The 16,947-nt window shown below is 57.5% G+C and carries 22 protein-coding genes and 1 tRNA gene; 14 read left to right on the forward strand and 9 right to left on the reverse strand.

What is annotated here, in order from left to right:
• Positions 1-33 precede the first annotated feature (33 nt).
• Complete coding sequence (locus AC2FGE_RS07905; RefSeq protein ID WP_480547856.1) at positions 34-948, forward strand: DMT family transporter; 915 nt, start codon at positions 34-36, stop codon at positions 946-948.
• Here the strand turns inward: AC2FGE_RS07905 and AC2FGE_RS07910 are convergent.
• Complete coding sequence (locus tag AC2FGE_RS07910) at positions 893-1,570, reverse strand: thiamine diphosphokinase (RefSeq protein ID WP_496818659.1); 678 nt, start codon at positions 1,568-1,570, stop codon at positions 893-895. The genes AC2FGE_RS07905 and AC2FGE_RS07910 overlap by 56 nt on opposite strands.
• 151 nt (positions 1,571-1,721) lie before the next feature.
• On the opposite strand from AC2FGE_RS07910, the gene AC2FGE_RS07915 reads away from it, so the two are divergent.
• On the forward strand, positions 1,722-3,245 hold the full coding sequence (locus tag AC2FGE_RS07915; RefSeq protein WP_496818660.1) for a hypothetical protein: 1,524 nt from the start codon (positions 1,722-1,724) through the stop codon (positions 3,243-3,245).
• 54 nt (positions 3,246-3,299) lie between these two features.
• On the opposite strand, the gene AC2FGE_RS07920 is transcribed toward AC2FGE_RS07915, so the two are convergent.
• The 5 genes from AC2FGE_RS07920 to nthA all read right to left on the reverse strand — a co-directional run bounded on the left by AC2FGE_RS07920 (position 3,300) and on the right by nthA (position 6,670).
• On the reverse strand, positions 3,300-3,536 hold the full coding sequence (locus tag AC2FGE_RS07920; RefSeq protein WP_496818661.1) for a DUF2842 domain-containing protein: 237 nt from the start codon (positions 3,534-3,536) through the stop codon (positions 3,300-3,302).
• Positions 3,536-4,831 (reverse strand): adenylosuccinate synthase, encoded by a 1,296-nt coding sequence (locus AC2FGE_RS07925; RefSeq protein WP_496818662.1) that lies wholly within the window; start codon positions 4,829-4,831, stop codon positions 3,536-3,538. The genes AC2FGE_RS07920 and AC2FGE_RS07925 overlap by 1 nt, the downstream gene beginning before the upstream one ends.
• Positions 4,832-5,049: 218 nt before the next feature.
• On the reverse strand, positions 5,050-5,385 hold the full coding sequence (locus AC2FGE_RS07930; RefSeq protein WP_496818663.1) for a nitrile hydratase accessory protein: 336 nt from the start codon (positions 5,383-5,385) through the stop codon (positions 5,050-5,052).
• The gene (nthB, locus tag AC2FGE_RS07935; RefSeq protein ID WP_496818664.1) at positions 5,382-6,059 is read right to left on the reverse strand and encodes a nitrile hydratase subunit beta; all 678 of its coding nucleotides are present in this window, start codon (positions 6,057-6,059) and stop codon (positions 5,382-5,384) included. The genes AC2FGE_RS07930 and nthB overlap by 4 nt, the downstream gene beginning before the upstream one ends.
• Complete coding sequence (nthA, locus tag AC2FGE_RS07940) at positions 6,056-6,670, reverse strand: nitrile hydratase subunit alpha (protein ID WP_496818665.1); 615 nt, start codon at positions 6,668-6,670, stop codon at positions 6,056-6,058. The genes nthB and nthA overlap by 4 nt, the downstream gene beginning before the upstream one ends.
• A 151-nt stretch (positions 6,671-6,821) precedes the next feature.
• Here nthA and secG point away from each other — a divergent pair, with 151 nt between their 5' ends.
• The 11 genes from secG (at position 6,822) to AC2FGE_RS07995 (ending at position 15,482) form a co-directional block, all read left to right on the forward strand.
• On the forward strand, positions 6,822-7,187 hold the full coding sequence (gene secG / locus AC2FGE_RS07945; RefSeq protein WP_170533101.1) for a preprotein translocase subunit SecG: 366 nt from the start codon (positions 6,822-6,824) through the stop codon (positions 7,185-7,187).
• 160 nt (positions 7,188-7,347) lie between these two features.
• Positions 7,348-8,991 carry a CTP synthase gene (gene pyrG, locus AC2FGE_RS07950; RefSeq protein ID WP_496818666.1) on the forward strand — a complete coding sequence of 548 codons (1,644 nt, stop codon included), beginning with the start codon at positions 7,348-7,350 and terminating at the stop codon, positions 8,989-8,991.
• Between the two features lie 97 nt (positions 8,992-9,088).
• Positions 9,089-9,862, forward strand: a complete 774-nt coding sequence (locus AC2FGE_RS07955; RefSeq protein ID WP_496818667.1) for an isocitrate lyase/PEP mutase family protein — start codon at positions 9,089-9,091, stop codon at positions 9,860-9,862.
• Between the two features lie 75 nt (positions 9,863-9,937).
• Positions 9,938-10,231, forward strand: a complete 294-nt coding sequence (locus AC2FGE_RS07960; protein WP_496818668.1) for a DUF1330 domain-containing protein — start codon at positions 9,938-9,940, stop codon at positions 10,229-10,231.
• A gap of 42 nt (positions 10,232-10,273) precedes the next feature.
• Positions 10,274-10,723, forward strand: coding sequence for a tellurite resistance TerB family protein (locus AC2FGE_RS07965; RefSeq protein WP_170532523.1), 450 nt, complete (start codon positions 10,274-10,276; stop codon positions 10,721-10,723).
• A gap of 20 nt (positions 10,724-10,743) precedes the next feature.
• Positions 10,744-11,181 (forward strand): tellurite resistance TerB family protein, encoded by a 438-nt coding sequence (locus AC2FGE_RS07970; protein ID WP_496818669.1) that lies wholly within the window; start codon positions 10,744-10,746, stop codon positions 11,179-11,181.
• Between the two features lie 5 nt (positions 11,182-11,186).
• On the forward strand, positions 11,187-11,915 hold the full coding sequence (locus AC2FGE_RS07975; RefSeq protein WP_496818780.1) for a phosphate/phosphite/phosphonate ABC transporter substrate-binding protein: 729 nt from the start codon (positions 11,187-11,189) through the stop codon (positions 11,913-11,915).
• Positions 11,916-12,055: 140 nt separating this feature from the next.
• Positions 12,056-12,832: an ABC transporter ATP-binding protein gene (locus AC2FGE_RS07980; protein ID WP_496818670.1), complete on the forward strand. Its 777-nt coding sequence runs from the start codon at positions 12,056-12,058 to the stop codon at positions 12,830-12,832.
• Positions 12,833-12,865: 33 nt separating this feature from the next.
• Positions 12,866-13,615 carry a transporter substrate-binding domain-containing protein gene (locus AC2FGE_RS07985; protein ID WP_496818671.1) on the forward strand — a complete coding sequence of 250 codons (750 nt, stop codon included), beginning with the start codon at positions 12,866-12,868 and terminating at the stop codon, positions 13,613-13,615.
• Positions 13,616-13,693: 78 nt separating this feature from the next.
• A complete protein-coding gene (locus AC2FGE_RS07990; RefSeq protein ID WP_496818672.1) occupies positions 13,694-14,581 on the forward strand; it encodes an ABC transporter permease in 888 nt (295 codons plus the stop codon).
• 94 nt (positions 14,582-14,675) lie between these two features.
• The gene (locus AC2FGE_RS07995) at positions 14,676-15,482 is read left to right on the forward strand and encodes an ABC transporter permease (protein ID WP_496818673.1); all 807 of its coding nucleotides are present in this window, start codon (positions 14,676-14,678) and stop codon (positions 15,480-15,482) included.
• Between the two features lie 70 nt (positions 15,483-15,552).
• Here AC2FGE_RS07995 and AC2FGE_RS08000 read toward each other — a convergent pair.
• Together AC2FGE_RS08000 and AC2FGE_RS08005 are read right to left on the reverse strand one after the other, a co-directional pair.
• Positions 15,553-15,629, reverse strand: a tRNA-His gene (locus AC2FGE_RS08000).
• A gap of 47 nt (positions 15,630-15,676) precedes the next feature.
• Positions 15,677-16,159 carry a GNAT family N-acetyltransferase gene (locus AC2FGE_RS08005; protein WP_496818674.1) on the reverse strand — a complete coding sequence of 161 codons (483 nt, stop codon included), beginning with the start codon at positions 16,157-16,159 and terminating at the stop codon, positions 15,677-15,679.
• Positions 16,160-16,236: 77 nt separating this feature from the next.
• Between AC2FGE_RS08005 and AC2FGE_RS08010 the strand changes: the two genes are divergently transcribed.
• The gene (locus tag AC2FGE_RS08010) at positions 16,237-16,425 is read left to right on the forward strand and encodes a DUF6324 family protein (protein WP_496818675.1); all 189 of its coding nucleotides are present in this window, start codon (positions 16,237-16,239) and stop codon (positions 16,423-16,425) included.
• Between the two features lie 6 nt (positions 16,426-16,431).
• Here AC2FGE_RS08010 and AC2FGE_RS08015 read toward each other — a convergent pair whose 3' ends face one another.
• Positions 16,432-16,863, reverse strand: a complete 432-nt coding sequence (locus AC2FGE_RS08015; protein ID WP_496818676.1) for an MmcB family DNA repair protein — start codon at positions 16,861-16,863, stop codon at positions 16,432-16,434.
• Between the last annotated feature and the right edge of the window lie 84 nt (positions 16,864-16,947).

Here is a 16,947-nt window from a genome sequence, read left to right on the forward strand (position 1 = left end):
CCACAGTGATCCGAAACGGTTAGCGTCGCGCCCATGACACAGGATCGTCCCGTTTTCGGCATCGTTCTGATGCTTGGTTTCTGCGTGCTCGCACCGCTTGGCGATTCAATCGCCAAGCTGCTGGGCGAATCCACTCCGCTGGGGCTGCTGGTGCTGGTCCGCTTTGCGATTCAAGCGGTGATCCTGATCCCGCTGGTGGCCGCAACGGGCCGACCCTGGCGCATGCGGGGGCGCGTGCTTCGTCTGACCGTGTTCCGCACCGGTCTTCATATCATCGGCATCACAGCGATGTTCAGCGCGCTGCAATTCCTGCCACTGGCAGATGCGGTCGCTATTGCATTCGTGATGCCCTTCATCATGCTGCTGCTTGGAAAGTATGTGTTGAATGAAGAGGTCGGCCACCGGCGTCTGATCGCATGTGTTGTCGGATTTGCTGGCACTTTGTTGGTGATCCAGCCAAGCTTTGCCGAAGTAGGATTGCCCGCCTTGCTACCACTGATCGTTGCCGTGGTTTTTGCGCTGTTCATGCTGGTCACCCGACAGATCGCTAAGGAAACCGATCCGGTATCCTTGCAGGCGGTTTCGGGAGTGATGGCTACGATCTTTCTGCTCCCCCTCATACTGTGGGGAACCCAATCCGGAATTTGGGAGCTGTCTTTGGTCATGCCAACCGGCAACGCCCATTGGTTGTTGCTGGCCATCGGCATTCTAGGAACCGTCGCCCATCTTTTGATGACATGGTCGCTACGCTTTGCGCCATCGGCAACGCTGGCCCCAATGCAATATTTGGAAATCCCGGTGGCAACCCTGTTTGGTTGGCTGATCTTCTACGATCTGCCCAACGGGATCGCAGCGCTTGGCATCCTGATCACCATGGCCGCCGGGCTGTATGTCATTCTGCGAGAGAGGGCCACCGCCCGGTCTGCCCCGACAGAAACACCTGCATGACCTGATCCAGTGCGGCGCGCGGCACCATGACCAGCAGCCCGGGCCCATCCAGGCTCAGCTGAACCTGCGACACCACTTGGTTCGAGGTTCCAACTTGCCCATCCGGCTCAAAAACCAGCTTATCGATGGACCATTCCAGACCCTGGCTTTGTCCCGTCACTCGGCGCAGCGGGAACAGAGAGATAACATCGCCCGGCGTCAGATCCAGAATGATCGATGGAGGCGCGTGAAACACCACCTCATGTTCCCCCAACAAGATACAAACCGGGCTGGGTCGTGTGACCAGAGCATTGAGCACCGCCAGTTGGTGATCCAGACGTCCGCCCAGAAAACCAGCCCCAATCACAAGCGGGGCGTCGATGCTGCGCAGGGCTTTATCAAAATCCGTGCTGTCCTGTTCATCAATCTGAAACAGACGGTCCGCGGGTATATGCCCGCGCGTAGCCATGCTTATTGAATCAAAATCACCGATCACGGCCTCGGGCATAACGCCCGAATCAACCAGAATCGATGCGCCGCCATCCGCAGCGACCACTGAATTGACACGTTTCAGCACCAAACTCAGGTCGGAAACCCCAATTTGCCCCCCTCCAACCAGGCCAATTGGGCCGTTTGAACGCACAATTGGCTTATTTTTTCTCAGATTGATCATTTTTTCCGGATTTGGACACATTGAGACCACAAATTGATAGGTTCATGTAGAGCTGTAAGCCAATGTGTGCGCCCGATTCTGGGTAAGTTGGCTTTGTTAGTTTGTAGAGGACGTGTGTCTGATGGTACAGAATAAGAAGGTGTTAACTGTTTCTTATGGGGCCTTTTCCTGCACTTTAGAAGGGTTCGACAATTCGTTTGAAACACTCAAAGCCATTGCAGACTACTTCCGCGAAATCGCAGCAGATGATCGGTACTTCGGTTCGGAACCCCCACGACTGGATGCTGAAATGCTGTCGCGCATTGCCCAAGGCGACAAAGCCCAACACGTAGAGGCCCGGCAAGATGAAACCGGCCTGCTTCTGCGCGCCACAAAAACCGCGCCGGACACTGCGCCCGAGACTGCCACAAAGGATGCAGCCATGTCCTCGCCCCGCCCGCCATCGCCTTCGACCGTTGCCGCCCCCTCTTCGGTTGAACACCCCGCAACTGACGTTGAGCCCCTTGCGGCTGACAGCATCTCAGCCAAGTTGCAGCGCATCCGCGCTGTGGTCACGCATTCGAACACAGCCCCGATGACTGATGCCGAAGACGATGATAACTCTCTGCTTGGCGCAAACCCGGCCCCTGTCGATGCGGTAGCAGCCGCGTTTGAAGCCGGCGCTCTGACCGAGGAGGATTTGGAGCCAGCACCGGCAGCAGCGAAACCTGCGGCGAAAGAAGATGCTCTTTCCGCCGTTGCCGAGTTCTTCGAAGACGAAGCGGTAGCGGATGTCCAACCCGGCGATGCTTTGCAAATTGAACCCGAAACCACCACCCAGGATGACACGGTCACCGATGACATCCTGAACATCATGAAAGATCAGAGCGCGGCAGAGCAAGCAGAAGAGACCACCGCCCAGGGTGTTCTGTCCGCCGAGGATGAGAGAAACCTTCTGGATGATATCTCAAGCGTTGAAGCCGAAATGGCAGGCGGCACAGATGCCAAATCCAAAGAAGAAAGCACGTTGGATCAGGACGTTCTTCGCCTGATGGAAAAAGCCGACCAGCAGATGGGCACTCCATCGGCCAGCGACACGCGCGAAACCTATTCGCACCTGCGCAATGCTGTTGCGGCTGCCGAGGTTGATGGCAAGACCGATATGGCAGCGGCAGATCAACCCTATCGCGGCGATCTGGCCTCGGCCGTCAGCCCGCGCCGCCCCGAAATTCAGGTCACCAGCATGCGCCCCGAATCCGATGCAGCGGCGCCTTTGAAACTAGTTGCAGAACAGCGCGTCGATCAGAGCGAGGCGATTTCGGGCCCGGTTGCCCCCCGTCGGGTCAAAACTGATCAAGAGGGCAGCACGGCAGAGGAAAGCGGGTTCGCCCAGTTCGCACACGAACAAGGGGCACAATCTTTGCTGGATCTGCTTGAAGCAGCGGCATCTTATCTGTCCTTCATCGAGGGTCAGGAACAATTCTCGCGCCCACAATTGATGAACAAGGTCCGTTCGTTGAAACAGGATGAGTTCAATCGCGAAGAAAGCCTTCGCTCTTTCGGTCAATTGCTGCGCGATGGTAAAATCCAGAAAGCCGGAGGCGGTAGGTTTGCCGCCTCGAACCTGATCGGATTTCGACCCAACAATGAACGCGCAGTAGGCTGATCACCCCCTAAACGCAAGGGGCCGAGACATGTCTCGGCCCTTTCTCGTTTCGGATCAGTGGTCTTGCGTGTCTTCCTTGCCGACCCCGCGGAAGACAAATTTGAAGGGCAAGGCCCAGACGATCCCCAGGACGACATAAACCAGCAACTCGGCCAGAATAGACGGGCGGTCCAGCCAGTTCACAACTGTCACCACCGCCACGATGTAAAGCGGCAGCCCCACCAACAAGATTACCAAGGACCAACGGCGGCGGGCCTTGTAGCTAAGGCCAGGGGCTTTATCGTCGCTCATCAGTCTGCAAACGGGTCGGTCACCAGAATGGTGTCATCCCGCTCCGGACTGGTGGACAGAAGGGCCACTGGACATTCAATCAGCTCTTCGACCCGACGCACATATTTAATCGCATTGGCGGGCAAATCCGCCCAGCTGCGTGCACCTTCGGTGGATTCGCTCCACCCCGGCATTTCTTCGTAGATCGGCTTGCAGCGCGCCTGTTGATCGGCAGCAGTGGGCAGAAAATCCAAACGGTCCCCGTCCAAGTCATAGCCGGTGCAGATCTTGAGTGTCTCAAATCCGTCCAGAACATCAAGTTTGGTCAGCGAGATACCATTGACGCCGCTGGTGGCACAGGTCTGGCGAACGAGGCAAGCGTCGAACCAACCGCAGCGGCGTTTACGCCCGGTGGTCGTTCCGAATTCATGACCACGTTCACCCAAGCGCTGTCCATCCATGTCTTCCAGTTCGGTCGGGAACGGGCCTTCGCCAACACGGGTGGTGTAAGCTTTGACAATCCCAAGTACAAAATCAATCGAGCCCGGCCCAATGCCCACCCCCGTCGCCGCCTGCCCGGCGATCACATTCGATGAGGTCACAAACGGGTAGGTCCCGAAATCAATATCCAGCAAAGCGCCTTGGGCGCCTTCGAACAGGATGCGCTTACCCGCTTTGCGCTTTTCATTCAGCACTTTCCAGACGGGTGCTGCAAACGGCAGAATCTCCTGCGCGATCTCCTTCAGTTGCGAAATCAGCGCATCACGGTCGACGGGTTCAATGCCCAAGCCTTTGCGCAGCGGATCATGGTGCTGCAACGCTCGATCGACCCGGGCCTCTAGCGTTGCTTCATCCGCCAGATCAGCGACACGCACGGAACGCCGCCCGACCTTGTCTTCATAAGCTGGGCCGATTCCTCGACCCGTCGTCCCGATCTTGGTGCCCTTGCTGGCGGCTTCCTCCCGCGCCCGGTCTAATTCTCCGTGGATGGGCAATATAAGAGGCGTGTTTTCGGCGATCATCAGCGTTTCTGGTGTAATCTCAACGCCCTGCGCTTGGATCGTCCCAACTTCCTTGAGCAGGTGCCAGGGGTCCAGCACGACGCCATTGCCAATGACGCTCAGCTTACCTCCACGAACGACACCCGAAGGCAGAGCGTGCAGTTTGTAGACCTCACCATCGATCACCAGCGTGTGACCGGCGTTATGCCCGCCCTGAAAACGCGCGATCACGTCCGCCCGTTCGCTGAGCCAGTCGACAATCTTGCCTTTTCCCTCGTCGCCCCACTGAGCGCCGACAACAACCACGTTGGCCATATCCGGTCCTTTTCGTGCTGAGTAATCAAACTCGGCTCGTATACCGGGGCTCTGGCGGCAGGGAAACTGGTATTTCGCCGCAGATGAAAATCTCGCTGACGCGCGATGCCTCCGGCGGGGATATTTTTAGCCAGGTGAAGACTGGACCCCTGTTCATCTGGCCAGAAATATCCCGGGGGAGTCGCCCGGAACGGGCGGCGGGGGCAGCGCCCCCTTTTCTAATCTTGCCGCAAATGCACCGGCTGCCCATGAGGCGTGGTCATATAGGCCTGTTCCCACTCCCGTTCAAGGCTACACAGATCATCAGGCACCGCCGCGCCGCGTTCTGTCAGCAGAACTTCGAGTGTTTCAAGCCAGGCGTGAAAATAATCATCCCCACCATCCAATTCGCGGCTCAGACCGTTGCGTTTCAGCGTATCCGAAAAGCGCCCTGCCCAGTCGGGCCAATCAAACCAGCCAGCTTCATTCAACGCCACGGTCACGGCAAAGACCTGTGCGTGCCACGGTTCGGCAAAGACCGGTTCGGGAGCAGTGACTTCTAGGCATGTGTTCATGCGGGCTCCAGATAACTTTGCCAGAGGTCCAGCACCACTTCATCCTCGGGATGTTCCAGGTTGGCCCAAAGTTCTGACGAAGGAAACAGAACGGCATAGAGCGGCTCGGGGGCCTCACCCAATCCATGCGCGTTTGAATCGGGCAGGACATGGGCCCCGTGCAGGCGCAGGATTCGTCCCCGTGCTCCTGAAGCGTAGACAGGCAGACGGGTATGGCCGCCTTCAACCAGACGATTGGCTGATGGATGTGCAGTGACAACATTCTGCCCCGGCGCAAAGCGTGGGGCGATGGTCGAAGGACGATCTGCTGGCCCACCTTTGGCCAGTGCCGCTGCAACCGCATCCTTCCGCAAGCATTTCACGGAAAGAGGATGCGGTTGGTCCCCGCTAGCGCTTTTCAGATCGTCCAAGGACAGCACGCCTTGTTCAACCAACAGATCGGCGAGACCGGATATCCATTTCTCATAGTAAGAAAACCGCGCGTAGTCCTTGGGCGAAAGACGCTCACGCGCGTGGCGCGAGATATCTATGTTCCACTGCCCCAGAAACCCTGCCGCCAAAGTGACCGCCAGAGCCCGGGCGTGCCAGTCTTCGGCAAAAACCGGGGTGTTTTCGCCGTCCGGCTGGATTGGCCCATCTCCGAAGCGCCCGCCCATATCGTGAACGCGGGTCATGATGGCACCTTTGCCAGCCCCGTTCCGACCATGCTGTCACGCGTGACCAGTGCCGCCAGTTCTTGTTCATTCAAGTCTTCCGAGCCCGCAGGCCGCATGGGTAGAACAAGATAGCGAATCTCGGCCGTCGAATCCCAGACCCGTACCGCAGTGCCTTCGGGTAGTTTAACGCCAAACTCAGCCAGCACTTTGCGCGGTTCGCGCACGGCGCGGGCGCGATAAGCGTCGGATTTGTACCAGCCCGGCGGAATGCCAAGCAGAGGCCACGGATAACAACTGCATAGGGTGCACACGACCATGTTGTGCCGTTGGGGCGTATTCTCGACCACTACGATATGTTCGCCCTGCCGCCCGTAATAGCCGAGATCCGCAACTACGGAGGTGGCGTTTTCCAACAGCGCAGTTTTGAAGTCAGGATCGCTCCAGGCCTTTGCGATCACATGCGCGCCGTTCTGTGGGCCGATCTTGTTCTCATAAGTATCAATGATCTCATCCAGCGCAGCCGGGTCGATCAGCCCTTTGCGGGTCAGAATCGTTTCAAGCGCTTTGACACGCAAAGCAGGTTCAGGCGGCAATAAGGCATGCGGGTGGTCAGGATCGTCATGGGGCATGGGCCGCAGCCTGCGTCACGTACCAGCGTTCTGTCCAGTCCCTTTGCCGTGATATGAGACATCACGCAGGGTGATGCGAACTCCTGACTTGCCCCCGCTGGCAAACTTGCATAAGTACCACGCGATACACGCTACGCTGTTCGGGACCACCATGGAAAACGTCGTTCTCATCATCCACCTTCTGTTGGCTTTGGGCCTGATTGCCGTTGTGCTGATGCAGCGGTCCGAAGGCGGTGGCCTTGGGATGGGTGGCGGCGGTGGTGGCGCCATGACCGGGCGTGCAGCGGCGACCGCGTTGGGTAAGCTGACCTGGATCTTGGCTGCCTGCTTTATCGTGACCTCGATCACGCTGACGATTCTGGCGGCGCAGAAGTCTTCGGGCAGTTCGGTGATTGACCGTTTGGGTGTTCCGGCCCCGGCCGCGACTGAAGAAAGCACACCGGCGGTTCCGTCGGCGGATGACCTACTGCCCCCCGCACAGGGCGACAACGCACCGCTGATCCCGCAAGCCGACTGATACACAAAACCTAGAAATCTTAAAGAGAACTGCAACAGCATCTTGCGGTTCTCTTGCGCTATGGGCGCGAATCCTTTATATGTGAAGTCCCGTGGTGCTGCGGTTTTTTTCAAGCCGCCGGGCAGCTGATAATGACGTCTCACGGGAGCAGCCGAAAAACATGGCGCGATTTATTTTCATCACTGGTGGTGTGGTTTCATCCTTGGGCAAAGGGCTGGCTTCGGCGGCTTTGGGTGCTTTGCTGCAAGCCCGGGGATATTCGGTGCGTCTGCGCAAGCTGGACCCCTATCTGAACGTAGACCCGGGCACGATGTCGCCGTTCGAGCATGGCGAAGTCTTTGTCACCGATGATGGGGCCGAAACCGATCTGGACCTTGGTCACTACGAACGTTTCACCGGTGTGGCCGCGCGCAAGACCGACTCGGTCAGTTCGGGGCGGATTTATTCCAACGTGCTGGAGAAAGAGCGCCGCGGAGACTACCTCGGCAAGACCATTCAGGTGATCCCCCACGTCACCAATGAGATCAAGGATTTCATCGCCATCGGTGAGGATGAGGTTGATTTCATGCTGTGCGAAATCGGTGGCACCGTAGGTGACATCGAAGGCCTGCCTTTCTTTGAAGCCATCCGTCAGTTCAGCCAGGACAAACCGCGCGGCCAGTGTATTTTCATGCACCTGACGCTGCTGCCCTACATCAAAGCCTCAGGTGAGTTAAAAACCAAACCAACCCAACACTCGGTGAAAGAGCTGCGCTCAATCGGTCTGGCCCCCGACATTCTGGTTTGCCGGTCCGAGGGGCCGATCCCGACCAAGGAACGCGAGAAGCTGGCGCTGTTCTGTAACGTGCGCCCCGATAGCGTGATCGCGGCCCAAGACCTGTCCACAATCTATGACGCCCCGCTGGCCTACCACCGTGAAGGTTTGGATCAGGCGGTTCTGGACGCGTTCCAGATCAGCCCCGCCCCTAAGCCCGATCTGGCGAAATGGGAGGACGTCAGCGACCGCATCCACAACGCCGAAGGTGAAGTGAAGGTCGCAATCGTCGGCAAATACACCCAGTTGGAAGATGCCTATAAGTCGATTGCCGAGGCGCTGACCCATGGTGGTATGGCCAACCGGGTTCGGGTCAAAGTCGAGTGGGTCGATGCCGAGATTTTCGATACCGAAGATGCGGCCCCGCATCTGGAAGGCTTCCACGCGATCCTCGTGCCTGGCGGGTTTGGTGAGCGTGGCACCGAAGGCAAGATCAAGGCGGCGCAATATGCGCGCGAGCACAAAGTGCCGTATCTGGGTATCTGCCTCGGCATGCAGATGGCGGTGATCGAAGCCGCGCGGAATGCAGCAGGCATCACAGAGGCCGGTTCTGAGGAATTCGACCACGAAGCCGGTAAAAAGCGTTTTGAACCCGTAGTTTATCACTTGAAGGAATGGGTTCAGGGCAACCATAAGGTGGAACGCAAAGTCGGCGACGACAAGGGCGGCACCATGCGTCTGGGAGCGTATAACGCGGTTTTGGCCGAAGGTTCGAAAGTGGCCGCGGTTTACGGTGGCACTCAGATCGAGGAGCGGCACCGCCACCGCTATGAGGTGGACATAAAATATCGCAAACAGCTTGAAGGTGCTGGCCTGAACTTCTCGGGCATGTCGCCGGATGGACGTCTGCCGGAAATCGTTGAATGGACAGATCACCCGTGGTTCATCGGGGTTCAATATCACCCTGAACTGAAATCCAAACCCTTTGATCCGCATCCGCTGTTCCGCGACTTTGTACGCGCGGCCAAGGACACCTCACGCCTGGTCTGATGCGGCCGTTGCAAAGTGATGTATTGACACAATTAAGCGCTTAGCGATTGCCCGGCATGGGGTTAACTGTTGAACAAGCTTCGACAGGAGAACCCCCATGACCACCCAATCCCAACGCGCCGAAACTTTTTCCAGCCTGCACAAAAAGGGTGATCCCGTCATCCTGTTCAACATCTGGGATGCCGGCAGCGCCGGTGCGGTGCGTGACGCCGGTGCGCAAGCGATCGCAACAGGTAGCGCACCTGTCGCCATGGCGCGAGGCTATTCCGATGGGCAGGATTTCCCTATGGAAGCTGCCTTGGATAATGTCAGACGCATTGTCAATGCGGTTGACCTGCCCGTGACGCTGGATTTCGAATCCGGCTATGCCGTTGATGCGGAAGCAATTTCAGACAACGTTGCCCGCGCGCTGGACTGCGGCGTGGTCGGGTTCAACTTCGAGGATCAAATCATTGGCGGAGATGGTCTTTACCCCATCGCAGTCCAAACCGCTCGGGTCGAAGCTGTACGCAAAGCCTGCGACGGGGCTGGTATACCGGCCTATATCAACGCCCGCACCGATATATTCCTGAAAGCCCCGGCTGAAACCCATGACGCAGCCATGCTGGACGATGCAATCGCACGTGCCGCCGCGTATCAATCCGCTGGGGCCAGCGGTTTCTTTGCCCCCGGCCTGAAGGATGAGGCGATGATTAGACAGCTTTGCGAAGCAACCGACCTGCCCGTCAACATCATCGCCCTGCCCGGCACGCCGGACACCCCACGCCTTGCAGAACTTGGGGTCGCGCGGGTCAGCTATGGCCCTGTGCCCTACCGGCAGATGATTGCGTGGCTGACAGAACAGGCGCGCGCGGCAATCAACTACGGCTGATCCCTCTTACGGATCGGGATTGCTATTTTCGTCAATTCTAAGCACCTTTCCCGGGAAACTGGGCAGGAGGCTTTGATGAGCAAAGGCTATTGGGTGGCCCATGTCGATGTGGACGACATGGAGAGATACAAAGACTATATCGCAGCAAATGGTGAGGCATTCGCCGCCTATGGCGCCCGATTTCTGGTGCGCGGCGGCACGCGCGAGCTCAAGGAAGGCGGCGCACGTGCCCGCACTGTAGTAATCGAATTTCCCAGCTATGAAGACGCGCTCGCCTGTTATGAAAGCGAAGGGTATCAATACGCCAAAAGCCTGCGTGACCCGGTGTCGAACGGCGATCTTGTGATCATTCAGGGCTATGACGGGTAGTCATCGCTTGGCGTGCCACAAAATATGGGATAATCTGCGCTTATGTTGAAGAAGTTCTTTCAGGCGTTCCGACCGCCCCAAACCGAGCATTTGCCCGATCCTGATGCTGAATTGGCGTTGGGCGCTTTGATGGTGCGCGTGGCTCAGGCGGACCGGGACTATAAGCTGGAAGAAATCAGCCTGATCGACCGGATTCTGGCACGCCTGTACGAACATAATGCTATTGAGGCCGCCAAAGTGCGTGCCACCTGCGAAAAACTCCATGCCGCCGCGCCAGAAACGGATACGTTTGGCAAACTGATCCGCGAAACTACCGATCTGCAGGAACGCCTCGCGGCGCTTGATGCGTTGTGGGAGGTCGTGCTGGCCGATGGAGATTCGGATGAGGGTGAGATTAAGATCGTAGAAGAAGCGCGCGCAGCGATGGGCCTTAGCTTCAACGACAGCAAGGCAGCACGCGAACGGGTGCAAAGCCGCTTGGAAGCCAGCTAACCCGCGTCTATATCTATGTCATGTTTAGTGATTTTCTGTCCCGGCTGACACAGCCCGCTCCCGACCCGCTTCCCGATCATGATGCCCGTCTTGCGCTAACGGCTTTGCTGGTGCGCATCGCCCGGTCCGACAATGATTATGCCGATTCCGAGATGGCACGGATCGATAAGATCTCGACCCAACGCTATGGTCTGTCCCCGTTCGAAGCGGCCGGACTGCGCGCACGTGCCGAAGATCTTGAGGCTGAAGCCCCCGATACCGTTCGCTTTACCCGTGCCATTAAGGAGGCCGTTGCCTACGAGGATCGGCTGGCCGTCGTGCAGGCCATGTGGTCAGTCGCCTTGGCTGATGGGCAGCGCACAGGCGAAGAAGATTCCCTGCTGCGCCTTGTGGTTAGCTTGCTGGGCGTTAGCGATGTGGATTCGGCGCTGGCCCGGCAAAAGGCTGCACAATCGTGACAGCGATGCTGGGCATGTATGACATGCCTGCCCTGCAGGCCGCCAATGATCGATTCTGGTCACTGATCCGCACCCATCTTGGATTTGGCTGGGCGCAACTGGATCGGCATCGAGATGTTTGGGAGATCTGGCAGGACCCTGGTCTGGTATTCGCCCAGACCTGCGGCATGCCCTACCGCACCCGCCTTCATGGCCACGTTCAACTGGTCGGAACGCCGGACTATGGATTGCCGGGCTGTCCGGCTGGTCACTATTGCTCGGTCTTTGTGGCGCGATGCGACGATCCGCGCGACCTTGCCGACCTAGTGATGGGACGTTTCGCCTATAACGAGGCGCTGTCGCAATCCGGTTGGGCTGCGCCGATCACCCATCTGGATGATTTGGATTTGAAACCCGCCGAGCTCATCCAAACCGGCGGGCACGCCCTGGCCGCCCAAGCCGTTGCCGACCACGACGCTGATTTTGCCGCCTTGGATGCACTGACATGGGCGCTGTTGAAGAAGCATACGGATCTGGGCCGGTATCTGCGCGACGTTGTCCACACATCACCAACCCCCGCGCTGCCCTACATAACATCGCTTACCCAGGACCCGGATCAGATTGCAGATGCCGTTCGCGCAGCCATCATCGCTCTCTCAGAAGAAGACCAGCGCCTCCTTCACATCCGTGGGTTGATCAATATTCCCGCCGAAGAATATCTGGCCGTTCCCACACCCCCTCCACCTGCAGCCTGATTGCACAGTCTCTACTCATTTTGACAATAACCTCTGGTCAATTCGGCAGATTCGATCCCTGATTCTGTGATTTGCGCATTGCATTGTGCCGGATTTTCCGTCCTATTAGCGCATCAATACCAGCAACAACGGGATCCTTCGTGTCAGACCCATCAGCCGTCATCGAGATCAAGAACCTTCATAAAAGCTTCGGCAATCTCGAGGTGCTCAAGGGTGTCGACATCACCGCAAGGCGCGGGGATGTAGTCTCGCTCATCGGATCATCCGGATCGGGAAAATCAACCCTGTTGCGTTGCTGCAACCTATTGGAAGACAGCCAGCAGGGCGAAATATTGTTCAAAGGCGAACCCGTGCAATGGGCTGGCAAAGGCCATGCCCGCCACCCCGCAGACCCAAAGCAGGTTCTGCGTATTCGGACCAACCTGTCCATGGTGTTCCAGCAGTTCAATCTTTGGGCACATATGACCATCCTGCAAAATGTCATGGAGGCCCCGGTCACCGTTTTGGGCCGTGACAAGGCCGAAGTCGAAGACAGTGCGCGAAGGTACCTTGATAAGGTTGGCATCGGTGACAAATGCGACGTCTACCCGGCACAGTTATCCGGTGGTCAGCAGCAGCGTGCCGCAATCGCGCGCGGATTGTGCATGGAACCCGAGGCATTGCTGTTTGACGAGCCAACTTCAGCCCTGGACCCCGAACTGGAACAGGAAGTGATCAAAGTGATCAAAGACCTGGCCGCCGAAGGCCGGACCATGATCATCGTAACCCATGACATGCAGATGGCTGCCGATATCTCAAGCCACGTGGTATTCCTGCATCAAGGGCTGATCGAAGAAGAAGGCACGCCCGAGGATATCTTTACCGCCCCTGAATCCAAACGACTTCAGGGTTTTCTGTCTGCTACCAAAGCGGCATAATTTCGAAAACAGAACCAAACTGGGGAGTAACCAATGAAAAACCTGATTCTGTCCACCGCAGCACTGGCGCTGACCGCCGGTATCGCCATGGCCGACACTGTGCGCATGGGTACCGAGGGCGCCTACCCTCCGTATAATTTCATCAACGATGCCGGCGAGATCGACGGGTTCGAGCGTGATGTAGGCGACGAGCTGTGCAAGCGCGCCGGTTTGGATTGCGAATGGGTCAAGAATGACTGGGATTCGATCATTCCAAACCTGGTTTCGGGTAACTACGACACCATCATCGCGGGTATGTCGATCACCGACGAACGCGATGAGGTCATCGACTTTACACAGGACTATTACCCGCCAACCGCGTCGGCCTATGTCGCGACCTCTGACGCAGCCGATGTGACCGGCGGTGTTGTTGCTGCGCAAACCGCCACCATTCAGGCGGGCCACGTCGCCGAAACCGGCGCGACTCTGGTTGAATTCGCGACCCCGGAAGAAACCATCGCAGCCGTCCGCAACGGCGAAGCCGATGCCGTTCTGGCCGACCGCGACTATCTGGTGCCGCTGGTCGAAGAATCGAGCGGTGAGCTGGTCTTTGTCGGCGATCCGGTTCCACTGGGCGGTGGCGTCGGCATGGGCCTGCGTGAAAGCGACGGTGAACTGCGCGGCAAGTTCGACGAAGCCATCACGTCGATGAAAGCTGACGGCACACTTAACGAGATGCTAATCAAGTGGTTCGGTGAAGGCACCGCCACATACGGAGCTGACGGTTCGGTCGTCACCAACTGATACTGACCTGTTACGGCCCGGCGTCCTTGCGCCGGGCCCATTCCGGCCTTGCCGGACCAGACGTTCGAAAGACGCCTTATGTTCTCCTACTGCGCTGATCCTGACACGCTGGGCACGTTCCGCTGGTTCTCGTGCTATCTGACCAATGGCGTCCACTGGTCGTTCTACGTCTCATTCATCAAAGTTCTGGCCTTGCTGGCTGTGACCGCACCCGTCGCGCTCGGATTTGGCTTTGCAGGCGCGATGGCCGCACGGTCTCACTTTCCGCCTCTCAGTTGGCTGGGCAAGGCCTATATCGCGATTGTGCGCGGTGTGCCTGACATTGCCTTTTTCCTGTTCTTCGTCATCGCGCTGGATCAGGGGTTCGAATGGATCCGCCACAAGATCCTCTGCCCCGACTGGACAGATCCGATCCGTCAAGGCAACGACTTTCTGGTGTGTCAGGCCGCCAAGTTGCCGCTTGGGACCTCGCCAGAATGGGTGCATGAGACCTACGGCTTCTTCCTTGCGGTAATCACATTCTCCATCGTGTTCGGCGCTTTCGCTGCCAATGTCCTGTTCGGCGGAATGCGCGCTGTGCCGCATGCGCAGCTTGAAACGGCCGAGGCTTATGGCATGACCCGCAGCCAGACCTTTTGGCGCATCCTTGTTCCGCAAATGTGGGTATACGCGCTGCCCGGCCTGTCAAACCTGTGGATGGTTCTGATCAAGGCCACGCCGCTTCTGTTCTTACTGGGTGTCGAAGACATCGTCTATTGGGCCCGCGAACTGGGCGGCACCAAAACATCGCGCTTCACCGACTATCCCCATGGCGACTGGCGTATGTGGTACTTCCTCGCCCTGCTGGTCTTTTATCTTAGCATGACCCGCGTGTCCGAAATCGGGCTCGAAAGACTGATGCGCCGCCTGTCCCACGGTCAGGCCACCTCGGGCGGAGAGCTTCTGCGCAAGGAAACCACGGCATGACACTCGCGCCTCAAGACACCAACCGGGTGGTGCAGCACGCCATTGCGCTGCAATCGTTTTCTCGCGCGCCGTCTCCTTTTGAGGGAGCCCGAGCATGAGCTGCATCCAGACCATTCAGGACTATGGCCTGCGTTCCCTTGGATATGGCGAACGCCTGCTGCCCAAGACCGATTTCACACTATGTGAGCACTTCACCCTGATCGGTTCAGGCATGATCTGGAATATCTATTTCGGCATCATGGCAATGGTGACAGGGTTCTTTCTGGCTACCGCGCTGGCGGTCGGAAAAGCATCGCCCAACAAATGGCTGCGCAAACCGTCCGAATGGTTCATCTTTTTGTTCCGGGGCTCACCGCTCTTTATCCAGTTCTTCTTCGCCTATTTCTTCTTCCTGTCGTTGAAGAAACCCTATCCGATGTTCGACGCGTTCACCTCGGCCTGGTTGGGGGCTTTGATCGTGCTGTTCCTGAACACCTCCGCCTATTCGGGTGAGATCTTCTATGGTGCACTCCGCTCCATCCCAAAGGGCGATCTTGAGGCTGCAGATGCCTACGGCATGTCCGGCTGGGCCCGGTTCCGCCGCATCGTCTGGCCGACCATGTTGCGGCTAGCATGGCCTGCCTACACAAACGAAGCGATCTTTGTGTTCCAGTCAACAACACTGGTCTTTTTCTCGGCCTTCCCGGCTTGGCAGCAGCGTGGAGACGCCTTGTACTATGCCAGCTACTTTGCCGACAAAACCTTCAACCCGTTTGTACCCTACCCGATTTTGGCCTTTTATTTCATCCTGTTGACACTAGTCATCGTGTGGGGCTTTGGACAGGTGAACAAGCGCCTGAACCGCCATCTGCCCGTCGCAAGACAGAGCAAGATGAAATTCAGATTAAATCTGGCGCGCTGACCAAACGCGCTGGACTCTGTAGATCAAACAGGTTTGATCACGCAGCAATTTGCTTGCTATGTGGGGGAGATGGTACCGCCTCCCTGGCTTGAACAGGGGACCTCTGGATCCACAATCCAGCGCTCTAACCAACTGAGCTAAGGCGGCACTCGTGAAGGGCGATGTACCGAACGCGTCCGGGGATTGCAAGAGGATTAAAGCTGAATTTTCCAGCTTTGTTCGACAAGATCGACCCCAAAAGAATGCACCGGTTTACTGCCCGTCAGCTGCCATCCATTGGCCCGATACAGCGCACAGGCAGCCCGGTGGCTTTCATGGGTCCAAAGCTGCATTTGCTGGTATCCGGCCTGTTTGGCAAAGCCCATACAGGTTTCCAGAAGCCGCTTACCCAACCCCAGCCCGCGCGCCTCGGGCACCAGCAGGAACAGCCGCAGTTTCGCAGTCTGTGCGTCCAGCCTGACACAGAAGATACTGCCCAGCCTTTCACCTGCGCGTTCGGCGATCCATCCAGTTTCACAGGATGGATCGTGATCAGCAATGAAATCGCGAAGGATGTTGGCGACCAGCGGTGCAAAACTGTCGTCGAAGCCTTCGTCGCGCGCATAAAGCGTGCCGTGCCGTTCGACCAGCCAGGGCGCATCATCGGCCCGAAACGATCTGAGAACTACTTCTTCCATTCCTTATCTGACAGCAAAGGCGGCTTGATTCTCAACCCTTTGCGCGCTAGCACAAATGCTCAGTCCCGGAGGCGAGTATGGGTATCAACACCGAACGCGAGATTCAGGCCAACCTGCAGATCGGTCCAACCGATCAGGGTATGGTGCGTCTGTTCATCGAGGCTGATGGCCTTGAAGTCCCCATGGATTTCGACCCGGAAGAGGCTGAGGAAATCGCCGAGGAACTCCGCGCCGCAGCGCAAGCCGCCCGCGCCGTTGGTGGCTGAACCTTTTTAAAGTCGCGGATCACGCAGCATGTGCAGACGCCGTGCCGCATCGGTTGCAAATTTCTGGATCATCTTCTTACGCCGCGCCGGGGCCAGTTTGTCTTCTGGCGCCATTCGAATGATTTCGGCGTCATAGGCATCAGCAATGATCAGGCCAGTTTCGTCCGGCAATAGTTCCGTCGGAAAATCTGTATCAACGGCCCAAAAGAATCGATCACACCACTCCAGATACCCCTGCCACTTTGCGTCTGACTGATAGTCCGCGCGGCTGGACTTGCACTCGATCACCCAAAGCTCACCTTTGGGGCCCAGCCCCATAACATCGACCCGCAAACCACGGGCTGGCACGAATTCCTCAACAGAAACAAACCCATGCGCCGCAAGGTGGCGCGCGACGCCGCGTGCGAGTTTCTGTCCAGGTTGCAAATCCAAAGTCATGAAAAAAATGTGAACAATCAGTGAACAAATGTAAAGCACAGATCCAGACTTGACATGATACCTTTTGGTATTCAATTAATATAA

It is taken from the genome of Ruegeria sp. YTSA075, assembly GCF_059610245.1.